We start from the raw sequence: 19,701 nt of genomic DNA, 5'->3' as shown, positions 1-19,701 counted from the left end.
CTGGGCCCAGTTTATAAACCGGGCCCAGGGCCGGGGCCCGGGCCCCGTCCGCCAGCGCGAGTGGAGCAGGCAGGTCGGCAGGCAGCTAGGCGCGGGCCAGGCGGGCGAAGGAGCGGTCCCCGCGAGTCCATTCGGCGACCTGCACGAGTCCGACCTTTTCGGCCCTCCGGGACAGGGCGCTGACGCCGAGTTCGGCCCACGGGAACGCGTCGCTCGCGTGTCCGGCGGCGTCGTGCAGGGTTCCTTCATAGGCGAGGTCGTGCTCGGGGTCGCGGTGCACCTCGACGACGAGCACGCCGTCGACGGCGAGCAGTGTCGCGCATCGGTCGAGCAGGGCGTCCGGGTCACCACCGATGCCGATGTTGCCGTCGACGAGCAGCAGGGTTGCCCAGGTTCCCTCCAGCGGAATGTCGTCGAAGACGGAGCGCTGGAGAACGGCGAGCCCCGCCGCGAGGGCGATCCGCACGGCGGTCGGCGAAACATCGACTCCGAGGGCGTCGAGTCCCGCGTCGAGGGCGGCCTGGATCATGCGACCCGGTCCGCAGCCGATGTCGAGCACCGGTCCGGCGGCCCCAGCGAGCAGAGAACGGTCGATCGGATCGGCTCGGGCGCTCCAGCGCCCGGCATGCATTGTCGACACGCGCATCGGCGTATCCGATTCGGCACCGGCCCGATTGCCGTGGAGGTAGAGAACGTTGTTGTCGCTCTGCAACGCCTGGGCATACGGTTCGGACCCGCCAGCTCCGAACGTGGTCGGGCGGCGAAAGCGTTCGGCGGTCGTGCGGTCCATGTCGTCGACCGCTCCGTCCGTCCGCTTTACCCACAGGCGCGGCGCCGCGACTGTCATGAGCGTGCCCCGCTCAGGGGTGCCGGGAAAAAATCGAAGTTCTCCGGGCGAGCGGATGCCCGCACCCCTGCGAAAGCGCGCGCGAAGCGCGTGTGGGGTGCGACCGAGGCGACAGTGTGGGCATCCGTTATCGTGTCGATATCGGTGAGCACCGGCAACAGGCGCACACTGAGTCCGGCCTCGTCGAGGCGTTGCAGCTGGTGGGCGCCGGTGTCGGAGCGGCTCATCGGGATGCCGCGGAGCAGCGCTCCACTCGGGTTTTTCAGGCCGAGCGCCCAGAAGCCGCCGTCATCGGCTGGCCCGAACCAGGCATCCGTTTCGTCGCCCCAGCTCGTGAACACGGGGGCGAGCAGCCCAATACTGACCTGCGGGGTGTCCATTCCCAGCAGCAGCGTGGGCTCGGCGAGGGTGTCGAAGATGGCAGCGAGGCGTTCGTCCAGGCCGCCAGCGGTTTGCGGCAGAATCTCCCATGCTGATGCCTCCACGGGCGCAGTCACGCCATCGAACGCCAGAATGTGGCGCGTGGCCGGCAGGTGTGATGCGACGGCGAGAGTGTCAGCGAGGCTGGCGGCGGCGAGTTCAGCAGCCTGCTCGAGCGAGAGCGGCGGGTGCAACCGGGTCTTGACCTTGCCGGGCAGGCACTCCTTGGCAATGACGACGATAGCGGTCATGAGCGGGCCTCGTTCCGGATGCTGAGGGTGTTGACGGCGGCGGGTGTTCTGCGGTCGGTGCGGAGCAGCGCGGACATGTCCTTGATGGCGGTAAGGGTGCCGCGTACGGTTCCGGTCACTTTGCTGCGGCCGACGCGCGGTGCGTAACCGGTATCGACTTCACGGATGCGCCAGTTGGCCGCTGCAGCGCCGAGAAACATCTCCAGCGGGTACCCGCTGCGGCGATCGATGAGGTCGAGGGCAAGAAGGGGCTCGCGGCGCGCCGCTCGCATGGGGCCAAGGTCATGAATGTTCACACCGGTTATTCGGCGCAGTCGCCAGGAAAGATAGGTATTTGCTAGACGGGCGTGCGGAGGCCAGGCGTTGCGGGTGGTTGGGCGGCGGCGTCCGAGCACGAGATCAGCCTCGTCAGCGCCGATCGGGTCGACCACAAGCGGCAGGTCGCGGGGGTCCATCGAGGCGTCAGCGTCGCAGAACGCCACGATCGGGGCGGTGGCGGCGAGGAGACCGGCGTGGGCGGCGGCCCCGAATCCGCGGCGACTTTCGTGCACAACCCGGGCGCCGAGACTACGGGCGAGTGCGGCGGATCCGTCGGTCGAGCCGTTGTCGACGACAATCGCGCGGTAGCCCACGGGCATGCGGTCAAGAATCCACGGCAGTGCCTGCGCCTCGTTTAGGCAGGGCAACACCACGTCTACCCGAATGTTGATCATTATTCGACCCTAGGCGGGGTGTCTGGGCCTGCGGCGTGAAAGAGGTTACGAATCACGGAACAAACTGGGGAAGCGGTGTCGAGGGTGTTTCCGGTCGAAGTCGGACAGCCAGGCCTCGGCGCCCGGGCCCAGCGGTCCGGGGTTACACCGGCGCATCACGGGAAAAATGCATCCACTGCACCGATGCGCGCGCCCCCACGCGCCGCGGCGGCCGCACGCCTAGTCTGAGGGGGTGTCCCCCTCCCAATATTTTGCGCCGCCCAGAGCGGATGCCCTCGTCGGCCGTCGCGTGCTCGTCATCGAGGACGACCCGACGGTATCCGAGGTGGTCGGACGGTACCTGCGCGCCGCCGGATTCGTCGTGGATGAGGCCACCGACGGGCTCGCCGGCCTGCGCCAGGCCGAAATCGCCCTACCCGATCTGGTGGTGCTGGACCGCATGCTCCCGCTGCTGGATGGTATCGAGGTATGTCGGCGTATCCGCTCGAGCTGGGGCGCGCTTCCGGTGATCATGCTGACCGCGCTCGGCGAAGAGGAACACCGCATCGAGGGCCTCGAAGCTGGCGCCGATGATTATCTGGTGAAGCCGTTCTCGCCTCGGGAGCTCGTGCTGCGGGTGCAGTCAGTATTGCGGCGAAGCGGCACCGAGTCCATTCCGGAGGGGATCCTCGATGCCGGCGAATTCTCGCTTAACCTGGCCGCGCATGAGATTCGGCTGCGCGGCCAGCCGCTCGTGCTCACCGCCCGCGAGTTCGACCTGCTCGCCTATCTGATCTGGCGGCCGTCGAAGGTGCTGACCCGCGAGGAGTTGCTCCGCACGGTCTGGGGCTGGGAATTCGGCGACCTGTCCACGGTAACCGTGCACGTGCGGCGGCTGCGGGAGAAGATCGAAACCGACCCGGCGCATCCGCTTCTCATCAATACGGTGTGGGGGGTCGGATATCGGTTCGATCCGGTGCCGCTCGGCGCCAGCGAAGGCACCGTTGACGAAGCGTTGCGATGAGCGCTGAGGTGTTTGCGACCGTCGCCGGCATCGCGCTCGCCTGCGCGCTCGTCGTGGGCGCGCTCGCACTGCTGACCCTGCGCCTGCTGTCGCGGTGGTCGCTCGTGATGCAGGTGGTCGTCGTCGCGTTCGCGACCATTGCGTCGGTGGTCAGCGGAACGTTCGCGGTGGCGTCCCTGATGTATCTATCGGCGCACGACCTAAACGTGTTCTACTCGGTGGCCGTCGTCGCCGGGATCGTGTCGCTCGTGATGGCCTCGGTGCTGGGGCGCTCGCTTGCGCGCGACAACCGGTACTTTCGGGCCGCGGCGGCAAGCATCGGTCGCGGCGAATCCGTTATATCCCCGGATCGGCATACGAGTACGGAGTTCGCCTCGCTCGCCGGGGAACTGGCCGCGACGGCCGATCGGCTGGCTGAATCCCGCAAGCGGGAGGAGCGCATTGAAACGTCACGCCGCGAAATCGTCGCTTGGATCTCGCACGACCTTCGCACACCCCTCGCCGGTATTCGCGCCATGGCCGAGGCCCTCGAAGACGGCATGGCGCCCGATCCCGAGCGCTATTACGGGCAGATTCGCGGGCAGGTGGACCGCCTCAGCGGCATGGTCGATGACCTGTTCGAGCTGTCCAAGATCCACGCCGGCGCCCTCCAACTCAACCTCGAACGAGTCGCCCTGTATGACCTCATCAGCGACACAATCGCCGATCTCGCACCGGTCGCCCTCGCCAAATCCCTTGATCTGCGATTCGAGGGCGAACGCGGTCTCACCCTGCAGGCGGATGCCCGCGAACTCGCCCGCGCGGTCGGGAACCTGGTCATGAACGCCATTCAGCATTCCCCGGCAGGGAGCGCCATCGTTGTCTCGGTCACCCCGCACGTCGACGGGCGGGCGGTGATCTCCGTCGTCGATGCGGCCGGAGGAATTCCAGAGCGGGACCTTGGCCGGGTGTTCGAGGCGGGCTGGCGAGCGAGCGAGCCGCGCACCACGTCCGCTTGGGGAACCGGTGCTGGTCAGAGCGGCGGCGGCGGGTTGGGCCTTGCGATCGTCGAGGGAATCGTGCGGGCTCATGCTGGGCAGGCGACCGTGACCAATGTTGAGAACGGATGCCGGTTTGAGCTGCTGTTGCCGCAGCATCCGCTGGGGTGATAGCCGATCGACTACGGGGCCGGCTATTGCTCAGGGCCGCACGGCGGCACGCAGGGGCGCCGTCGCGAACTCGCGCATGCCGTCTTCGAACGAGACCTCAGCGGACCAGCCGAGTTCACGGTGCAAGCGCTCTGAGGATGCGGTGATGTGCCGCACGTCGCCGAGTCGATATTGCCCGGTCACGATCGGAGCCAGGCCGCCGGACGCCGCGGCGAGGGCGCTCGCCATATCGCCGATGGTGTGCACGATTCCGCTGCCGACATTGAACGGGCGAAATATTCCCGAATCGGAATGCGCGGCCTGCAGGAAAGCTACGGGATCGGCGGCATCCGTTTGGGTCGTGGTCGATCGCGAGGTCCAGTCGAACGCGGTGAAGTCCAGTGCCGCGATGTTGGCCAAGGCCACATCGCGTACGTGCACGAAGTCGCGGCGCTGACGCCCGTCTTCGTAGACCCGCGGGGCCTCACCGCGTTCGATTGCCGAACGAAACAGCGAGGCAACTCCCGCATAGGGCGTGTTTTGCGGCATGCCAGGACCATAGACATTGTGATAACGCAGGGCGGCGACGCGACCGCCGGTCGAGCGGGCCCACGCCGTGGCGAGGTATTCCTGACCGAGTTTGCTACTCGCGTAGACGTTGCGCGGGTCGAGCGGATCAGTTTCACTCACCAAAACGGGCTCAAGCGCCTGCCCCGTCTCCGGATCGAGGGGGTCAAAGCGTCCGGCGTCGAGGTCGCTCGCGAGGCGCGGGCCGGGCCGGGTGAATCCGTTCGCACCGCGGTAGCTGCCCTCGCCGTAGACCACCATGGATGAGGCCAAAACCAGGCGCTGGATGCCCCGCTCGGCCATGGCGGCCAACAACACCGCGGTTCCCACCTCATTGCTGTGCACGTAGTCGGGAGCGTCGGCGAAGTCGACGCCGAGGCCCACCTTGGCGGCTTGATGGCACACTGCGTCGATGCCGTCGAGTGCTCGGGACACCGTGGCCGGCTCGGTGACGTCGCCGTGTACGAACTCGACGCGCGGGTCGAGTCCCGCCCAGCTCGCGTTCCCGGGCCCGCGTTGCGGGCCCGAAACGGTGGGAAGGTCCGGCACGAAACCGTGCACGTCGGCGCGCAGGGAGTCAAGCACTCGCACGGTGTAGCCGTGGGCGAGGGCGGCATCGACGATCGCGGACCCGATGAAGCCCGCGCCCCCGGTGATGAGCACGACGGTCATGCGATCTCCGATGCCACGGCGCGTGCCAGCACGGCGTCGACCTGGGCTGGTTCGATGAGCTCACGCGGGACGAAGTCCGTCGGCAGGGCACGCAGGATCCCGTCGATCGCGGCCAGGATGCGTGGCTGGGCGTCGTGGAGGCGACGGAACACGGCCGACGCGGTAACGGCATCCGTCTCGGTGGCGGTTGTGACGACGGACGGCTTGGGACTGCCCGAATCACCGGCCCCAGCGGCGGCTACCGACGCCAGCCCGGCATCGGCGTCGGTTACGAACGACAGGTTGACCGTGCCCATGTTGAGTTCGCCGGCCAAAACAATCTCGGGGTAGGCGGTCATGTTGACGATGTGCGCGCCGATCGACCGAAACCAGACCGACTCGGCCCGGGTCGAGAACCGCGGGCCCTGAATGACGACAACGGTTCCGGTGGGCGCGAAGTTCTCGCCGAGGTCTTTGAGCGCGCGCACGGCATAGCCGCGCAGCGCCGGGTCGAACGGGTCGGCGGCGGAGAGATGCTGCACCGATTCCCGGTCGTAGAAGGTGTCGGGGCGGCCACTCGTGCGGTCGATGAACTGGTCGGTGACCACGAGCAGCCCCGGCGCATACTCCGGCGTGACACCGCCGACGGCCGACGAGGAGATGATCGCACGCACGCCAATCGAGGCGAGAGCCCAGATATTGGCGCGGTAATTGATCAGGTGCGGGGCGACGCTGTGGCCACTGCCGTGCCGCGGCAGGAACGCGACGCGGCGACCGGCGCGCAGGCCGATTGTGACCGGAGCGGTTCCGTACGGCGTCTGCACTTGGTGCGTCACGGCGCCGGATGGGTCGATGAGTTCGTAGAGTCCGGAGCCGCCGATCACGGCGATCTCCGCCCGCGCGGTCGGGTCGGCCAAAGGATCGACCAATGAATCAACAATCGAGGCAGTCGGGTCAAGCGTCACAAGCGGCTCCCAGCGGGTTACAAGTCGAGTGTTCAGTGTGCCATCGAAACCTGCAGCCCGTCGCCAGACGGATGCTCCCGCCCCGTAGCCCCCTCACGGGGACGGGGCCCGGGCCCCGTCCAAAGAGAACAGGGAACTAGCGCGTGTAGACGCGGATCGATGAGGCCAGCGGCCCGGGCGGGTTCAGGGCGAAAGACGACAGCACCCCGTCACCGGAGTAGTCCACGAGCGCCCAGAGTTCCGAACCGCCGCTCACGACGTAGGTCACTCCGCCAGACACCGGCACCGTGGCGCTCGCTCCGGCATCGATCTGGAGGTCGACCGGGGCACCCTCAGCGGGCGTGAGGGTGAGTGCGGTATCCGCTGCCCCGCCGTTGACCAGGTGCAGTGTCGGTGACGGGCCGCCGGCCACGGCTATGGCGAAGGAACCGACCAGCGGTGCCGAGGCAGAGAACCAGCCGAAGTCCTTACCGCCGGCACTGTCGGTGACGGTGCGCGCGGCCGCGACGATCGGCTCGTCAGAGCGCAGGTGCACCGAGAAACTACCCACGGCCAGCGGCGCGAGCGGAATCTCGGTGGCAATACCGGGTTCGACGTCCACCTGGGTCGATGTTCCCTCTGTGGTTCCGTCGGCACCCGTCACGCCGATCTGCACCGTCGCCGCGCTGGAGCCCGGCACGAATACCCGAATCGACGGGGTGTCGGCGTTGAAACCCTCGCCCGTCGTGACTGTCTCGGCGCTGACGTCCGCCATCACGCGCACCCCCGCAATGGTTTGATTGAAGGCGGGCGTCGCGGTGGTGCCGATGACCTCGACTCCGCCCGGTTCAATGCCCCGAATGCTGCTCTCCTCCAGTGACGCAGCCACCTGTCCACCGCGCGATGACACCTGAAGCACCGGCGATTTCACGTTCGGCGCGAGGCCGGCCAGTGAGATGACCCGCTGCTCACCCGGCTGCACCAGAATGCCGGTCGATCCGGGTGCGTCGATGAGTCCGCTCTCACCGAAGACCGTTACGTCAACGGTCGCCAGCACGGTAGTGGGATTGCTCAGCAGCAGAAGGCTGGTGCGTCCGATATCGGTCGACCCCCCGACGATCCAGCTGTCGCTGACCGCTTCGGCGCAGGCAGCGACGGCGAGTCCGCCAATGGTGTCGGTGGCGACAACCTGCGACTGGCTGCCGGCCACCAGCGGTGGCACGGTGGCGCCACTCTGCACGGGGACGGTCAGCAGCAACGGCGGCTGTCGACTGTTCACATCGTCGACCGCGCTGATCTCGGTGACCTGCGGCCGAATCTGTTCCAGCGACACCGCGTCATTAGCGCCATACACAGCGGATGCCGCCCCCACACTCGACGCGGACTGCGCCTGCGTCGAGTCTTCGGCGAGGGTCAGCAGCGGCCCAGGACAGACCCGGTGCTGCTCGCTCGGCAGCGGCGCGATCTCGCTCGATTGCGGCTCGCGTTCGATGGTCGGCAGGGTCACGAGGGTGGCCGCTCCGAGCGTCGCGACGACGACGGCGATGCCGACGAGGCCGAGTACACCGCGTCCGGCCCGACCGCCGATGCGGGCAAGTTGACTCTTATCGGGCATTGTCGTCCTCCACGGAATCGGCGGTGCCATCATCAGGCGATTCCAGTCCGGTGCCGACGCCCGTCTCCCGGTCTATCGCGAGGTCGGCTTCGAGGTCGGTGCCGAGCGGCACTTCCAGGTCGGCCTCCAGATCAGACGCCACCGACCCCTTCCCCCGCCGCGCCCGTTTGGGTTTCTGCTTGGCGTTTGCGCGGGCTGCCCGGCGAATCGCATCACGATTAGCCTGGCGCACGGCTTCACGACCGGCGCCGATCGGCAGCGACAACAACACCGCGCTGCCCACCACGGCGAGGGCAATGAGCAGGGTCACGAGCCCGAAGACGCCGCCGGCGCGAGCCGGTCTGGGCGTCGACGCCGCGGCATCCGTTTCACCGAACTGCCACAGGCGGCCAAACTCGGTGTCGCCGACCGGGGCCAGGGCGGAGTTGCCGTCGAGGGCCGTTTCGGTGCGCAACGCGGTGTCGGCGGCGTCGATGCCCGAACCGGCCGGCTGCAAGACGATAAAGCGGATGCCCCACTCGGCCAGGTCCGCGCTGGCGTCGAGTCCGCTGCGCGAAGCCAGGTTTCCGGAGAGCTCCGCGAGCGTTTCCTCTCGGCCGCTAAGAGTCTGGTCTGTGCTGTCCAGGGTGGATTGTTGGTTCAGGGTGGCGCCAACGCCGCGCTCGATGGACGCGAGCAGGCCGCCGTCGGCCTGCGGGGTGAGCTTGAGCGTGCCGACCCGGTTGTCGATCTGGGCTTCGGCGGCGACGAAGGCCGGTTGGGTCTGCCCGGTTCCCTCGCGCACAGCTGCGGTGCCGAGGTGCAGTGAGCCAATAAGCGGCAGAACAACAACGGCCAGAGCGAGGGCTGCGACAACGCCGGGCGTCGACGCGAACCGGCGCAGCGAGCGCAGACCGATAATGAGAGCGCCGACCAGGCCGAGCCAGTACAGGCTGAGGCCGGCGCCAGACCAGACGCGCACCGGTTCGGACCCGATCGCGGCGAGAACGAGCTGATTGGTGACGAGGGCCGTGCCGAAACCGAGCAGCGCGACCAGCCAGGCACCGCTGGCCAAACGCGCGCCGGGCAGTAGCAGCGCTAGCAGGGCGAGCACGGCCAGCGGCGCGAGCAGGATGGGCACAAACAGTTGCGGGTCGAACCCGACGATCCCAAACCCGTCGAGCACGGCCGCCCAGCCTCCGGAGCCGGGCAGCCCGAGCAGCAGTTGCAGGGTGGGTGCGTGCCCGCTCGGCACGGGCAGACCCGGGTCGGCGACGAGGGACAGCCAGTCGCCGCGCAGGCCCTGATCGACAATGAGCGGCAGCGCCAGCGCGAGCGCCGGCAGCGGAATACCGATGAAGCGCATCACCCGGCGGCCGGCCAGGGCCACACTGAACAGCCAGACCAGGAACAGTGCCGGGGCCAGCGACGGCGCAGAGGCCACGACGGCAGCGAACAAAAGGGCAGCGGATGCCGACGCCGACCAGGTGCGCGCGGCAGCAAACCAAGAGAAGAACAGCCAGGGCAGCAGCAGGTGGACGAGAATTGCGGCGGGGCGTCCGTCGGCAAGGGCGATCAGAAACGTCGGGGCCAGCACCCAGAGGGCCGCGGCCAGGGCGCGCAGGCTGCCGCGGTCGGTCAGGCGGGTTGCGGCCATCCACGCACCGATCGCTCCCAGCGGAAAGGCCAGGGCGTAGACCAGCACGAGCGCGAACGAGGGCGACCAAAACGCGATCGAGCCGAGCACGGCCACGACCGCGGCGAATGGGTCGGCCGCTCCGACGAAGCCGAGTCCCAGGTCGCGCCAGCCGTAGCCGACGCTCGCCCATAGCTCGGGCAGAGTCGGTGAGAGCGGCAGCAGTCCGCCGCCGGTGAGGGTGTCGGCGCCGAGCAGCGGCACCATCATAATGATGCCCACGACGGCCGCGGCGAGCATGGTCCAGGCGCCGCCGCCGGAGAAGAAGCGAATTTCGGGCCGTTCACCGTGCAAGCCGAACAGGCTCGCCTCACGTTTGAGCGAGTGCCGTCGGCGCACTTCGGCTGAGGGAACCCGCAGGGTTGCAATGGCATCCCAGCCGAGAGTTCGGGTCTTGGCGAACGAACGGCGGGCATTGCCAACGCGCATTCCGTTGAAGGCTGCGCCGAAGGCCGCAGCGAATTCGCCGACGATCGCGCCCGGTTCCTTGCGCAACAGTTGCCCGATCGAGCGCAGAAAGGCCAGCGGCAGCAAAGACAGCCAGTGAAAAACCAGGGTCCAGGCCGGAGCGTAGACCAGGCGGCGATGAAGTTGGGCAGAACGTTCGGCCCGCACCCGGCGGCGACGGAGCCGCCCCCGCGAGGACTGGTTTGGTCCGGCAATACCGTCACCAGCCGACGCCACACGAGCGGCCGGTACTACCGACACCCGGTATCCGGCCAGGCGCACGCGCACGCAGAAGTCGAGCGAGTCGTCCACGGCTGGGAGGGCCGGATCGAATCCGCCGAGCTGTTCCCAGACGGTGTGGCGCACGAGCAGACCGCCGGCGCTGACGGCGAGCACGTCGCTCAGGCCGTCGTGTTGGCCCTGGTCTAGTTCGCTTTCGACGAGAGTGACGGTGGCACCGGTCGGCGTCATGGACTCACCGAAGTTATGGATGTATTCGCCGGCGATCCACTCCATCACCTTGGGTCCGGCGACGGCCACCGAGGGGGCGATCTCGAGAGCGTCGACGAGGATTTCGAGAGCATTCGGGTCGGGCGCGCTGTCCTGGGCGAGCAGCCAGAGCAGCTCGCGATCGTGGGTGGGCGGCGTCGTCACCCGCACGGCGGCAGCGATCGCCTGCCCAAAGTTCAGATCAGCGTCAGCGGCAATGAACTGCGTCGGCCCAAATGCGGCGAGCAGTTTCGCGGTCGCATCGCTCGAGCCGCAGTCCACGGTGATGACAATGTCGGGTTTACGGGTCTGTAGCGACAGCGCCTTGAGAGTTCGCTCAAGGTGTTTCGCGCCGTTTCTGGCGACAAGGATGGCGGTGACTCTCGGTTGCATAACAGAACCAGCCTAGGTCGGGATCGGCGGTCGGCCCTGAACCGAGAGGGCGCGCCTCGAATATTGGCTGGGCAATAGCGAAGCGGATGCCGCAGCATCCGTTCAGAAACAGCGTCGCGCAAATGGGTCGGTCGGGCGTCCGCTTACGGGACGCCGAGCGTTACTTAACGAGCGAATGCTATGCGCGCTTGCGCAGTTTGCGGCGCTCACGCTCGGACAGGCCGCCCCAAATGCCAAACCGCTCGTCGTTGCCGAGCGCGTACTCGAGGCACTGGTTGCGCACCTCGCAGCCGGAGCAGATTTTCTTAGCGTCGCGGGTGGAACCGCCCTTTTCGGGAAAAAACGCCTCGGGGTCGGTCTGAGCGCAGAGCGAGTCGGCCTGCCAGGCTAACAGGTTCTCGTCGCCGAGATCTTGTCGTATTCCCGGAACACCGAGGGTGACAGGGTCGACGAACCAGTCCTCTGGTACTCCGGAACGATAGTCAGGTATAGCCATATCGTCTCCCAGCGCTCGCTACGCACCGTTTAGTGCTGTACCTAATTACACCGGTGTAATTCGATGACGTCAAGTCGCAGATGGTAAACCCTCAATACGGGCTGGAGGGTTGCGACGCGCCGACGGGGACGAATTCGGGCGTTCGGGGGGTGCTGCAGACTCGAAGCAACGTTGCGAATGTAGCACGATCAGGCTTGGAGTCGGCGTGTCGCAGCCCTCAATGCGCGGCGGCGCGCGAGGAGTCCCAGGCGCTCTGCACCATCTGCTCCAGGGTGTGGCCCATATTCCATTGCAGATCGCGGGCCGCGAGCGCGCCCGAGGCCACGATGCGATCCGGGTCACCGACGCGGCGTGCGCCAATCTCTGGCACGAAGTCGATACCGGTCACTCGGCGCACGCTCGCCATGATTTCACCGACCGAGACGCCGTCGCCACTGCCGAGGTTGTAGACCGGCTCTATCGCGTCGCCGGCGTCGAGGCGGCGGGCTGCGGCGACGTGTGAGAGCGCGAGGTCGGCCACGTGAATGTAGTCGCGCACGCAGGTTCCGTCGGGCGTCGCATAGTCGTCGCCGTTGATGCGCGGGGTGCGCCCATCGAGCAGCGCAGCAAAAATGAGCGGAAAGAGGTTGTGCGGGCTGGTGTCGCGGAGGGCGAGGTCGCCGGAGCCGACGACGTTGAAGTAGCGCAGCGAGGTGTGGCGCAGCCCGGTCGCGACGGCCTGATCGCGCAGCAGCCACTCGCCGATCAGCTTGGATTCGCCATAGGGCGACTCCGGGTGCTTCGGTGTCTCTTCGGTGACGAGGTCCGTGCGCGGAGTGCCGTAGACGGCAGCGCTCGATGAGAACACGATGCGGTCAATCTCGGCCGAGTTCATGGCGGCAAGCAGCGTGGCGGTGGCCGTTACATTCTGTTCGTAGGTGTGCAACGGGCGCTGCACAGAGACGCCGGCGTACTTGAATCCGGCAACGTGCACGACGCCGGTCACTCGGTGCTCATGAAAGGCGTGCAACAAGGTGTCACCGTCGAGCACATTTGCCCGGATGAATGGAACCCCGGCCGGCACAAATGACTCGTGGCCGCTCGAGAGATCATCAAGCACGACCACGTCGAGGCCTTCAGCCTGGAATGCACGCACCACATGGGCGCCGATGTAGCCCGCTCCGCCGGTAACCAACCACGCCATAACGCCCCGTTCGCTCGTGTGACACGCGGTGCGCCACCGCTACAGGCTAGCGCCAGCGAACCGAAGCATCGCTTTCGTCGGTCATCCGGGGGGCGCGTCGGCCGTAGCCGTCGCGCCGAACGGACCGAATCGTGGTAACGATAGCGGCGACCGCGAGGGCGGTGAGGAGAAGAAAAAGAATGAACATGGCAGAAACTCTATGAATTGTGCTTTTCTGCCGCGAGTGGCAGAGTCGACATCATTCGATACATTCCTGCCAAGGTTGACCAGAGGATGCTCATGCTTCAGAAGATCGTGTGCGTCACCCTCCCGGGCCTTGCGCCGTTCGAATTCGGCGTGATCTGCGAGGTGTTCGGTATCGACCGCAGCATTCAGGGCGGGCCAACGTTTGATTTTCACGTCGTGGCCGCCGAACCCGGACCGATCCGCACCAAGATCGGCTTCGACATCGTCGTGCACGACAACCTGTCGGCCGCGGCCGATGCCGACCTCATCGCCATTCCCGGCTACGAGGCCGGCGAGGCCGTCGACCCACGCGTGCTGCAGGTTGTGCGCGACGCCGAAGCCCGCGGCGCCTGGGTGCTCAGCGTCTGCAGCGGCGCATTTGTGCTCGCCCAGGCCGGCATCCTCAATGGGCGCCGCAGCACCACCCACTGGATGTACACCGACGCCCTCGCCCGCTCGTTTCCAAAGACGACCGTCGACCCTGATGTTCTGTTCGTCGACGACAGCCACGTCGTCACCGGAGCCGGCACCGCCGCCGGCATAGACGCCGCGCTGCACATTGTGCGCACCGAACTCGGCGCCACGGCCGCCAACGTCATCGCCCGCCGCATGGTCGTGCCGCCTCAGCGTGACGGCGGCCAGTCGCAGTACATCGAAGCTCCGGTCGTCGACTGCCACGACGAATCCTTCGCCGCTGTCACCGAGTGGATGCTGCGCCACCTCGACCAGGAATTGCCGGTCGATCTGCTCGCCCGCAAGTCGCTCATGTCGCCGCGCACCTTCGCACGCCGGTTTCGGGCTGAGCTCGGCACGACGCCCACCCGCTGGCTCAACCGGCAGCGGCTGCTGCGCGCGCAGGAACTGCTCGAAGACTCCTCCCGAAGTCTCGAGGCGATCGCCGTCGACACCGGTTTCGGCGGGGCCGCCGTGATGCGCCACCACTTTCTGCAGGTCCTGCAGACCACCCCCACCGCCTACCGCCGGGCCTTCGGCCCCCGCCGGGTCGGCTAGCGGGCGCATCCGCCTGCCTGCGGCGCGGTACACGCGGAGCTGCGCCACGGCTCGGGACCTCGGACCTGGCCAGAACCCCCGCGTATCTCGTGGCGCTGGAATTGCGCCAGTGCGCGGGAGTTGCGCCTCCCGCGCAGCGGCGCAAGTCCCGCGGCATCGGGCGGCGACTCGTGACACGGCTCGGTACGGGGGAGCTGCAGACGCTAGCCGATCGAAGCCGACGCAGCTTCACGGTCGGTTTTCGGTCGCAGGGCAATGAGAATTCGTTTGAGATCGATCACGATGGCGGCCGTTGGACTCAACGACGCGGCCCCTGCCCCAATTTCTTGCTGCATTTTGCGCAGGGTCGCCTCGATCGCCACGCCGGCCTAATCCAGGTGGTCAGGGTGGCGCTCGTCGTCGTCTCCGGCGGTGATCGCCGCGGCAACGGCGTGCAGGGCTTCGCTAAGCACTGGACGCAGCTCCGGCGGAAGCTCGAGCGCGATCGGCTTGCCCCAGACCATGCCGGACACAACCTCGGTGAGGTGTCTCGTCAGCGTTCTGTGAAATCCCGCCAGGCGTTCCCGCGCCTGGCCGATGGCAAGAGGCGGCAGAATCAGCAAATTGACCGCCAGGCCCACGACTATTCCCAGACAGATCTGTGTTGCGTAGCCGATGGAGTAGCCGTTGGCGTTGGGACCTCCGATGATCAGCACGAACGGCATCGTTGTGGTTCCCATCGATTGCGGATGCCCTCCAGCAGCATTCCCGGATGGAGGCTAGGCGAGGCGGCTGATCAGACTCTGGAAAGCGCGCTGGAGTTCGTCGAACATCGGGCTAGGCACCGGGCATCGCCAGAAAGACCTCGCCGGTGCCGGCGAAGGTCAGGGTGCCCTCATCCGGCGTCACATACACGGCTTGGCCGCGCTTGAGTGGCCGCGACGACGAGCTGCCCGCTACGAGAAAGCCGCCGACCGTGCAGATCGCGATGGCCGGACCGGTAAGGGTGATCTGTCGCATCGGGACAGGCGTCGGTGACGGGGCAGCGGCATCCGCGTGGATGTGCACGAGCTCGAAGTCGGAAACCCCCGGCCGATACCGCGCGACGCCATCCGCGACAACGATAGGAGCCAGTCGCGGCGACGGCGCCCGAGTGAAGTCGAGCACCGCGAGCAACTCCTCGATGTCGATGTGTTTGGGGGTGAGCCCGCCGCGCAACACGTTGTCGGAGGCCGCCATCACCTCCACGCCGAGCCCGGACAGATACGCGTGGATGTTGCCGGCTGGCAGATACAACACCTCACCACGTTTCAGGGAGACCCGGTTCAGCAGTAGGGCGAGCACAATTCCGGGGTCGCCGGGGTACTCGGCGGCGAGCACGCGCACCGCTGCCAGCTCGCCCGCGTAGCCGATGTTTGCTCCCCCGACGGCTAGAAACTTAGCGTGCTCGGCGAGCGCGACCACCCGTTCGACCAGCCATTTCACCTCGCCGGAATCGCCTCCGCGGCCGTCACGCAACAGCCAGTCAACGGTGTCGCGCAGGCCCTCGGCCAGGCGCTGCTCAAGCAGGTCGATGGCGGCGGCCTGCGGGTTCTCCGTCGCAAGGTCGAGCAGGCGCAGCTCGGCGATGATGCCGCGCACCTCGGCGAGCGGGCGGAACCCGCAGAGCGCTTCGAACGTGTCACTGAGCGCAAAGAGAAGTTCGGGCTTGTGGAAGGGGTCACGGTAGTTGCGGTTTCCGGCGTCGACGGCGATTCCCGCCTCGTTCTCAAGCGCGAACCCGGCACGGGCCTGTTCGGTCGTCGGATGCGCCTGCAGCGATAGCGGGCGTCCCGCGGCCAAAATCTTCAGAAGGAACGGCAGTCGCGGGGTCGCTGTGGCCGAGCCGGCGGCATCCGCTGGCCGCGTGGCCCAGCTTGCTCCGAGTGCCACTTCGGGCGAAGCCGCGATCCAGCCCGCGAGGTCGGTGAAACCGCCCACCTCTGCCGCATCCTCGATCACCGACGGCGAGCCGGCGTGGGCCCCCAGCCACAGCTCGGCCTCCGGCCCGCCCGACGGCGCATGACCGAGCAGGTCGGCGATGGCGTGTGTGGAGCCCCAGGCATAATCGCGCGGGGTATTGGTGATGCCCACAAACATTTTCGGCTCCTTCGTACGCTGTTTAGACCAAACTACCAACCGACTTCGATCATCCAGCCACCGACCCTAGGCTGGCAGCTAGACCCGGTTGCGTGTCGGCCGCCTATCTTGCAATGGAGCATCCATGACCTTTGAGCTACTCGGCAGCGACTTCTTCGGCTACGAAAACCTCCTCACCGCGCCCGAACAGGCGGCCATCCTCAAGCTGCGCACCTACCTCGAACAAGAGGTTCGCCCCATCGCGAATGGATGCTGGGACCGCGCCGAATTCCCCACCCAGATCATCCAGCCGCTCGCCGAGCTCGGCCTGTACTCGTTCGGCTGGGACGAGACGAAACCGTTCGCGAATTCGACCGTGTTCCGCGGGTTCGTGGCGTTGGAAGTGGCGCGAGTGGACGCATCCGTTGCCACCTTCGTCGGTGTGCAGAACGGACTGTCGGCCGGGTCGCTCGCTGCCTGCGGCTCGGCCGAGCAGCGCGCCGAGTGGATTCCGCGCCTCGCCTCGGGCGAGATCGTGGGAGCGTTCGGCCTGACCGAGCCGCTCAGCGGCTCCGACGCAGCGCAGGGCCTGCGCACGACCGCCACCCGCAGCGGCGACACCTGGACCCTGAACGGTGCCAAGCGCTGGATCGGTAACGCCACGTTCAGCGACGTGACCATCATCTGGGCCAAGGACACCGCCGACAACCAGGTCAAGGGCTTCATCGTTCCCACCGACACCGCCGGCTACAGTGCCACCAAGATCGAGGGCAAGATCAGCCTGCGCGCGGTGCAGAACGCCGACATCATCCTGACCGACGTAGAAGTGCCCGAGAACCTGCGCCTGCAGAACGCCAACTCGTTCAAGGACACCGCCAAGGTGCTTCGGGCCACGCGCGCCGAGGTCTCGTGGGCGGCTGTCGGCAACGCCATCGGCGCCTACGACGCGGCCGTGGCCTATTCGAAGCAGCGCGAGCAGTTCGGCAAGGCCATCGGCGGGCACCAGCTCGTGCAGGATCTGCTGGTGAAGAGCCTCGGCAACATCACCGCGAGCCTCGGTATGGTCGTGCGGGTGTCGCAGCTGCAAGACCAGGGCGTTCAGCGCGACGAACACTCCGCGTTGACCAAGGCATACACGACCAGCCGAATGCGGGAGAGCGTGGCCTGGTGCCGCGAATTGTTCGGCGGCAACGGCGTGACCCTTGAGTACAACGTGGCCCGGCACTTCGCCGACGCCGAGGCCATCTACTCCTACGAGGGCACGCAGGAGATGAACACCCTCATCGTGGGCCGCACCATCACCGGCCAGGCCGCCTTCGTCTGACCCGCAGACCGGTCGGCTTGCGGTCGGCTTGCGGTCGGCTTGCGGTCGGCTTGCGGTCGGTTTACGGTCGGCCGCACGCTACGCCGCCAGAATTTGCGACACGCCGGGTGGGGCATCCGTTTGGTACGGCGTGTCGCAAATTTACCGGCGTTAGCTACGCCAGCGGATGCCCACGCCCCCGAAAAATCGCCACCCGCGCCCCGAAATCGCGTTTGCTGACTGTCCCCCCACCCTGCCCCGGGATACGGTGTCGGAATGAGACCAAACGAGCGCGGCCCGGAGTGAGTACCGATCAGGGGCTTGACGCGATCGTCGTCGGATCCGGACCGAATGGCCTGGCCGCCGCCGTCACGCTCGCCCGCGCGGGCCTCAGGGTGCGCCTCTACGAGCGCAACCCGCAGATCGGCGGCGGCGCGGCGACAGCCGAACTCACCCTGCCCGGGTTTCACCACGACGTTGGGAGCGCCGTGCATCCGCTGGCGCTCGCTTCGGAGTTCTTTCAGAAGTTCGGTCTCAAAGACCGCATCGAACTCCGGGTACCCGAGATCTCCTACGGGCATCCACTGCCCGGCGGCCGCGCCGGTGTGGCCTGGCACGATATCGAACGCACCGCCGCGGGCCTCGGGCGCGACGGCCCGGCCTGGCTGCATCTGCTGGGACCGCTCGTGCAGAACATCACCGCCATCGCCGAGCTCACCGGGGATGCGCTGCTGCGCGTACCGCGGCATCCGCTCACGCTGGCCCGCTTCGGGCTGCGCGCCCTCGAGCAGGGCAGCCCCGCTTGGAATTGGCGCTTCACCGGCGAGACCGCGCCGGCGCTGCTCACCGGAACGTTCGCACACTCGATCGGACGGCTGCCAAGCCCCTCCACCGCTGGCGCCGGACTCACCCTCGCCGCGCACGCCCACGCCGGGGGCTGGCCGATCCCGATCGGCGGCAGCGGCGCCATCGTGCGCGCGCTCGCTGACGACCTGCTCGCGCACGGCGGCGAGATCCAAACGGATGCCGACATCACCAGTCTCGACGAGCTGCCGCCAGCACGCGTGACGCTGCTCGACGTGACGCCGCGCGCCCTCGTCGACCTCGCCGCCGGGGCATTGCCCGATCGCTACACAACCACCCTCAGCCGGTTTCGCTACGGTAACGCCGTCGCCAAGGTGGATTTTGCCCTCTCCGAGCCGGTGCCGTGGGCGGCAGAAGAGTTGCGGCGAGCGCCGACCCTGCACGTGGGGGGCACCCGCGCCGACCAGGCTCGCGCCGAGAATGAGGTGGCCAGCGGGCGTCATGCCGGCTCCCCGTATGTGCTCGCGGCGCAGCCGAGCATCCTCGATGACACGCGCGCTCCCGCCGGCAAGCACGTGCTGTGGGCGTACACGCACGTCCCGGCCAGCTCCACCCGCGACCAGACCGAACAGATCACCCGGCAGATCGAACGCTTCGCCCCCGGTTTTCGCGACACGATTCTCGCCTCCGCCAGCCAGACCGCCGCGCAGATGCACAACCACAATCCCAATCACATCGGCGGCGACATCGCGGCCGGAGCGATCAGCATGATCCAGCTCGTGCGCCGCCCGGTAGTCTCCGGCGATCCGTGGCGCACCCCCCTCGCCGGTGTCTACCTGTGCTCGTCGTCGACGTCTCCCGGCCCGGGAGTGCACGGCATGTGCGGATACCGCGCCGCCCTGAGCGCCCTGGCCCACGAATACAACATCATTGAGCCGCCCGACCTCTCTCCCAAGGAGTCCTCATGGCCGTGAACTACCGAGCTTTCGACTGCACCGCCGAACGGGTCTTCGCCAGCTCTCAAACGGATGGCTCTACCCCACCTGGGTCGTCGGCGCGAGCCGCATGCGCAACGTGGATGCGAGCTGGCCCGACGTCGGCAGCCAGGTTCACCACTCGGTCAGAATCTGGCCCGCTCTGCTCGACGACACCACTTCCGTGCTCGAATGGCATTCGCCCCGCCACGTCATGCTCAAGGCGCGCGGCTGGCCGATCGGTGAGGCGCACGTGTCGATCGACATCCAAGACACCGAAAACGGATGCCTCGTGCGCCTGACCGAAGATGTCATCGCCGGCCCAGCCCGCCTCGTTCCCACTCCCCTGGGCGACCTGGCCATCGCCTACCGCAACACCGAGACCCTGCATCGACTCGCCTATCTGGCCGCGGGCCACGCCGACTAGCCCGCGAAACGCGGCGCACCAACACCGGTAATCTGAAAC

Annotated in this window: 19 protein-coding genes; 6 read left to right on the top strand and 13 right to left on the bottom strand. The window is 67.4% G+C overall.

Going from position 1 to position 19,701, the window contains the following annotated elements; all coding sequences use genetic code 11:
* Positions 1 to 85: 85 nt before the first annotated feature.
* The 3 genes from CXY70_RS09820 to CXY70_RS09810 are packed head-to-tail and all read right to left on the bottom strand — an operon-like array spanning position 86 to position 2,231.
* Positions 86 to 790: a bifunctional 2-polyprenyl-6-hydroxyphenol methylase/3-demethylubiquinol 3-O-methyltransferase UbiG gene (locus CXY70_RS09820; protein WP_104192202.1), complete on the bottom strand. Its 705-nt coding sequence runs from the start codon at positions 788 to 790 to the stop codon at positions 86 to 88.
* Positions 791 to 843: 53 nt separating this feature from the next.
* Complete coding sequence (locus CXY70_RS09815; protein WP_104192174.1) at positions 844 to 1,518, bottom strand: DUF2064 domain-containing protein; 675 nt, start codon at positions 1,516 to 1,518, stop codon at positions 844 to 846.
* Positions 1,515 to 2,231, bottom strand: a complete 717-nt coding sequence (locus CXY70_RS09810) for a glycosyltransferase family 2 protein (protein WP_104192173.1) — start codon at positions 2,229 to 2,231, stop codon at positions 1,515 to 1,517. Before CXY70_RS09810 ends, CXY70_RS09815 begins: the two co-directional genes overlap by 4 nt.
* Before the next feature lie 232 nt (positions 2,232 to 2,463).
* Here CXY70_RS09810 and CXY70_RS09805 point away from each other — a divergent pair, with 232 nt between their 5' ends.
* On the top strand, positions 2,464 to 3,234 hold the full coding sequence (locus CXY70_RS09805) for a response regulator transcription factor (RefSeq protein WP_104192172.1): 771 nt from the start codon (positions 2,464 to 2,466) through the stop codon (positions 3,232 to 3,234).
* Positions 3,231 to 4,382 carry a sensor histidine kinase KdpD gene (locus CXY70_RS09800; RefSeq protein ID WP_104192171.1) on the top strand — a complete coding sequence of 384 codons (1,152 nt, stop codon included), beginning with the start codon at positions 3,231 to 3,233 and terminating at the stop codon, positions 4,380 to 4,382. The genes CXY70_RS09805 and CXY70_RS09800 overlap by 4 nt, the downstream gene beginning before the upstream one ends.
* A gap of 30 nt (positions 4,383 to 4,412) precedes the next feature.
* On the opposite strand, the gene CXY70_RS09795 is transcribed toward CXY70_RS09800, so the two are convergent.
* The 7 genes from CXY70_RS09795 to CXY70_RS17805 all read right to left on the bottom strand — a co-directional run bounded on the left by CXY70_RS09795 (position 4,413) and on the right by CXY70_RS17805 (position 13,008).
* Positions 4,413 to 5,600 (bottom strand): NAD(P)-dependent oxidoreductase, encoded by a 1,188-nt coding sequence (locus CXY70_RS09795; RefSeq protein WP_104192170.1) that lies wholly within the window; start codon positions 5,598 to 5,600, stop codon positions 4,413 to 4,415.
* Positions 5,597 to 6,544: an MTAP family purine nucleoside phosphorylase gene (locus tag CXY70_RS09790; protein ID WP_369852365.1), complete on the bottom strand. Its 948-nt coding sequence runs from the start codon at positions 6,542 to 6,544 to the stop codon at positions 5,597 to 5,599. The genes CXY70_RS09795 and CXY70_RS09790 overlap by 4 nt, the downstream gene beginning before the upstream one ends.
* Positions 6,545 to 6,680: 136 nt before the next feature.
* A complete protein-coding gene (locus CXY70_RS09785) occupies positions 6,681 to 8,138 on the bottom strand; it encodes a DUF5719 family protein (protein ID WP_104192169.1) in 1,458 nt (485 codons plus the stop codon).
* A complete protein-coding gene (locus CXY70_RS09780; protein ID WP_104192168.1) occupies positions 8,128 to 11,142 on the bottom strand; it encodes a glycosyltransferase family 2 protein in 3,015 nt (1,004 codons plus the stop codon). The genes CXY70_RS09785 and CXY70_RS09780 overlap by 11 nt, the downstream gene beginning before the upstream one ends.
* Positions 11,143 to 11,320: 178 nt before the next feature.
* Positions 11,321 to 11,638, bottom strand: a complete 318-nt coding sequence (locus tag CXY70_RS09775) for a WhiB family transcriptional regulator (RefSeq protein ID WP_104127507.1) — start codon at positions 11,636 to 11,638, stop codon at positions 11,321 to 11,323.
* A 217-nt stretch (positions 11,639 to 11,855) separates the two neighbouring features.
* A complete protein-coding gene (gene galE / locus CXY70_RS09770; RefSeq protein WP_104192167.1) occupies positions 11,856 to 12,821 on the bottom strand; it encodes a UDP-glucose 4-epimerase GalE in 966 nt (321 codons plus the stop codon).
* A 46-nt stretch (positions 12,822 to 12,867) separates the two neighbouring features.
* The gene (locus CXY70_RS17805; RefSeq protein ID WP_158250955.1) at positions 12,868 to 13,008 is read right to left on the bottom strand and encodes a hypothetical protein; all 141 of its coding nucleotides are present in this window, start codon (positions 13,006 to 13,008) and stop codon (positions 12,868 to 12,870) included.
* Between the two features lie 92 nt (positions 13,009 to 13,100).
* On the opposite strand from CXY70_RS17805, the gene CXY70_RS09765 reads away from it, so the two are divergent.
* Positions 13,101 to 14,057: a GlxA family transcriptional regulator gene (locus CXY70_RS09765; protein ID WP_104192200.1), complete on the top strand. Its 957-nt coding sequence runs from the start codon at positions 13,101 to 13,103 to the stop codon at positions 14,055 to 14,057.
* Positions 14,058 to 14,260: 203 nt separating this feature from the next.
* Here the strand turns inward: CXY70_RS09765 and CXY70_RS17800 are convergent, their stop codons facing one another.
* The 3 genes from CXY70_RS17800 to manA form a co-directional block, all read right to left on the bottom strand.
* Positions 14,261 to 14,419, bottom strand: coding sequence for a hypothetical protein (locus tag CXY70_RS17800; RefSeq protein ID WP_158250954.1), 159 nt, complete (start codon positions 14,417 to 14,419; stop codon positions 14,261 to 14,263).
* A gap of 6 nt (positions 14,420 to 14,425) precedes the next feature.
* Complete coding sequence (locus tag CXY70_RS09760; RefSeq protein ID WP_104192166.1) at positions 14,426 to 14,776, bottom strand: hypothetical protein; 351 nt, start codon at positions 14,774 to 14,776, stop codon at positions 14,426 to 14,428.
* A 97-nt stretch (positions 14,777 to 14,873) separates the two neighbouring features.
* Entirely contained in the window at positions 14,874 to 16,175 is a 1,302-nt protein-coding gene (gene manA, locus CXY70_RS09755; RefSeq protein WP_104192165.1) for a mannose-6-phosphate isomerase, class I, read from the bottom strand.
* Between the two features lie 124 nt (positions 16,176 to 16,299).
* Between manA and CXY70_RS09750 the strand changes: the two genes are divergently transcribed.
* The 3 genes from CXY70_RS09750 to CXY70_RS09740 all read left to right on the top strand — a co-directional run bounded on the left by CXY70_RS09750 (position 16,300) and on the right by CXY70_RS09740 (position 19,662).
* Positions 16,300 to 17,478, top strand: coding sequence for an acyl-CoA dehydrogenase family protein (locus tag CXY70_RS09750; protein WP_104192164.1), 1,179 nt, complete (start codon positions 16,300 to 16,302; stop codon positions 17,476 to 17,478).
* Between the two features lie 281 nt (positions 17,479 to 17,759).
* Positions 17,760 to 19,235, top strand: a complete 1,476-nt coding sequence (locus CXY70_RS09745) for an NAD(P)/FAD-dependent oxidoreductase (protein WP_104192163.1) — start codon at positions 17,760 to 17,762, stop codon at positions 19,233 to 19,235.
* A 91-nt stretch (positions 19,236 to 19,326) separates the two neighbouring features.
* A complete protein-coding gene (locus CXY70_RS09740; RefSeq protein ID WP_233205868.1) occupies positions 19,327 to 19,662 on the top strand; it encodes an SRPBCC family protein in 336 nt (111 codons plus the stop codon).
* Positions 19,663 to 19,701 lie beyond the last annotated feature (39 nt).

Origin of the sequence: Cryobacterium sp. Y82, assembly GCF_002929495.1 — a bacterium.
In the GTDB taxonomy this organism is placed as follows: Bacteria; Actinomycetota; Actinomycetes; order Actinomycetales; family Microbacteriaceae; genus Cryobacterium; species Cryobacterium serini.
This window is presented reverse-complemented; position numbering and strand designations above follow the sequence as displayed.

What these genes read in the sequence shown, in the direction of transcription:
- CXY70_RS09815 (WP_104192174.1), bottom strand. Translation starts at nt 1,518, where the DNA reads ATGACCGCTATCGTCGTCATTGCCAAGGAGTGCCTGCCCGGCAAGGTC.
- CXY70_RS09765 (WP_104192200.1), top strand. Translation starts at nt 13,101, where the DNA reads ATGCTTCAGAAGATCGTGTGCGTCACCCTCCCGGGCCTTGCGCCGTTC.
- CXY70_RS09750 (WP_104192164.1), top strand. Translation starts at nt 16,300, where the DNA reads ATGACCTTTGAGCTACTCGGCAGCGACTTCTTCGGCTACGAAAACCTC.
- CXY70_RS09795 (WP_104192170.1), bottom strand. Translation starts at nt 5,600, where the DNA reads ATGACCGTCGTGCTCATCACCGGGGGCGCGGGCTTCATCGGGTCCGCG.
- CXY70_RS09780 (WP_104192168.1), bottom strand. Translation starts at nt 11,142, where the DNA reads ATGCAACCGAGAGTCACCGCCATCCTTGTCGCCAGAAACGGCGCGAAA.
- CXY70_RS09785 (WP_104192169.1), bottom strand. Translation starts at nt 8,138, where the DNA reads ATGCCCGATAAGAGTCAACTTGCCCGCATCGGCGGTCGGGCCGGACGC.
- CXY70_RS09740 (WP_233205868.1), top strand. Translation starts at nt 19,327, where the DNA reads ATGCGCAACGTGGATGCGAGCTGGCCCGACGTCGGCAGCCAGGTTCAC.
- CXY70_RS09760 (WP_104192166.1), bottom strand. Translation starts at nt 14,776, where the DNA reads ATGGGAACCACAACGATGCCGTTCGTGCTGATCATCGGAGGTCCCAAC.
- manA (WP_104192165.1), bottom strand. Translation starts at nt 16,175, where the DNA reads ATGTTTGTGGGCATCACCAATACCCCGCGCGATTATGCCTGGGGCTCC.
- CXY70_RS09800 (WP_104192171.1), top strand. Translation starts at nt 3,231, where the DNA reads ATGAGCGCTGAGGTGTTTGCGACCGTCGCCGGCATCGCGCTCGCCTGC.
- CXY70_RS09810 (WP_104192173.1), bottom strand. Translation starts at nt 2,231, where the DNA reads ATGATCAACATTCGGGTAGACGTGGTGTTGCCCTGCCTAAACGAGGCG.
- CXY70_RS09775 (WP_104127507.1), bottom strand. Translation starts at nt 11,638, where the DNA reads ATGGCTATACCTGACTATCGTTCCGGAGTACCAGAGGACTGGTTCGTC.
- CXY70_RS09820 (WP_104192202.1), bottom strand. Translation starts at nt 790, where the DNA reads ATGGACCGCACGACCGCCGAACGCTTTCGCCGCCCGACCACGTTCGGA.
- CXY70_RS17805 (WP_158250955.1), bottom strand. Translation starts at nt 13,008, where the DNA reads ATGTTCATTCTTTTTCTTCTCCTCACCGCCCTCGCGGTCGCCGCTATC.
- galE (WP_104192167.1), bottom strand. Translation starts at nt 12,821, where the DNA reads ATGGCGTGGTTGGTTACCGGCGGAGCGGGCTACATCGGCGCCCATGTG.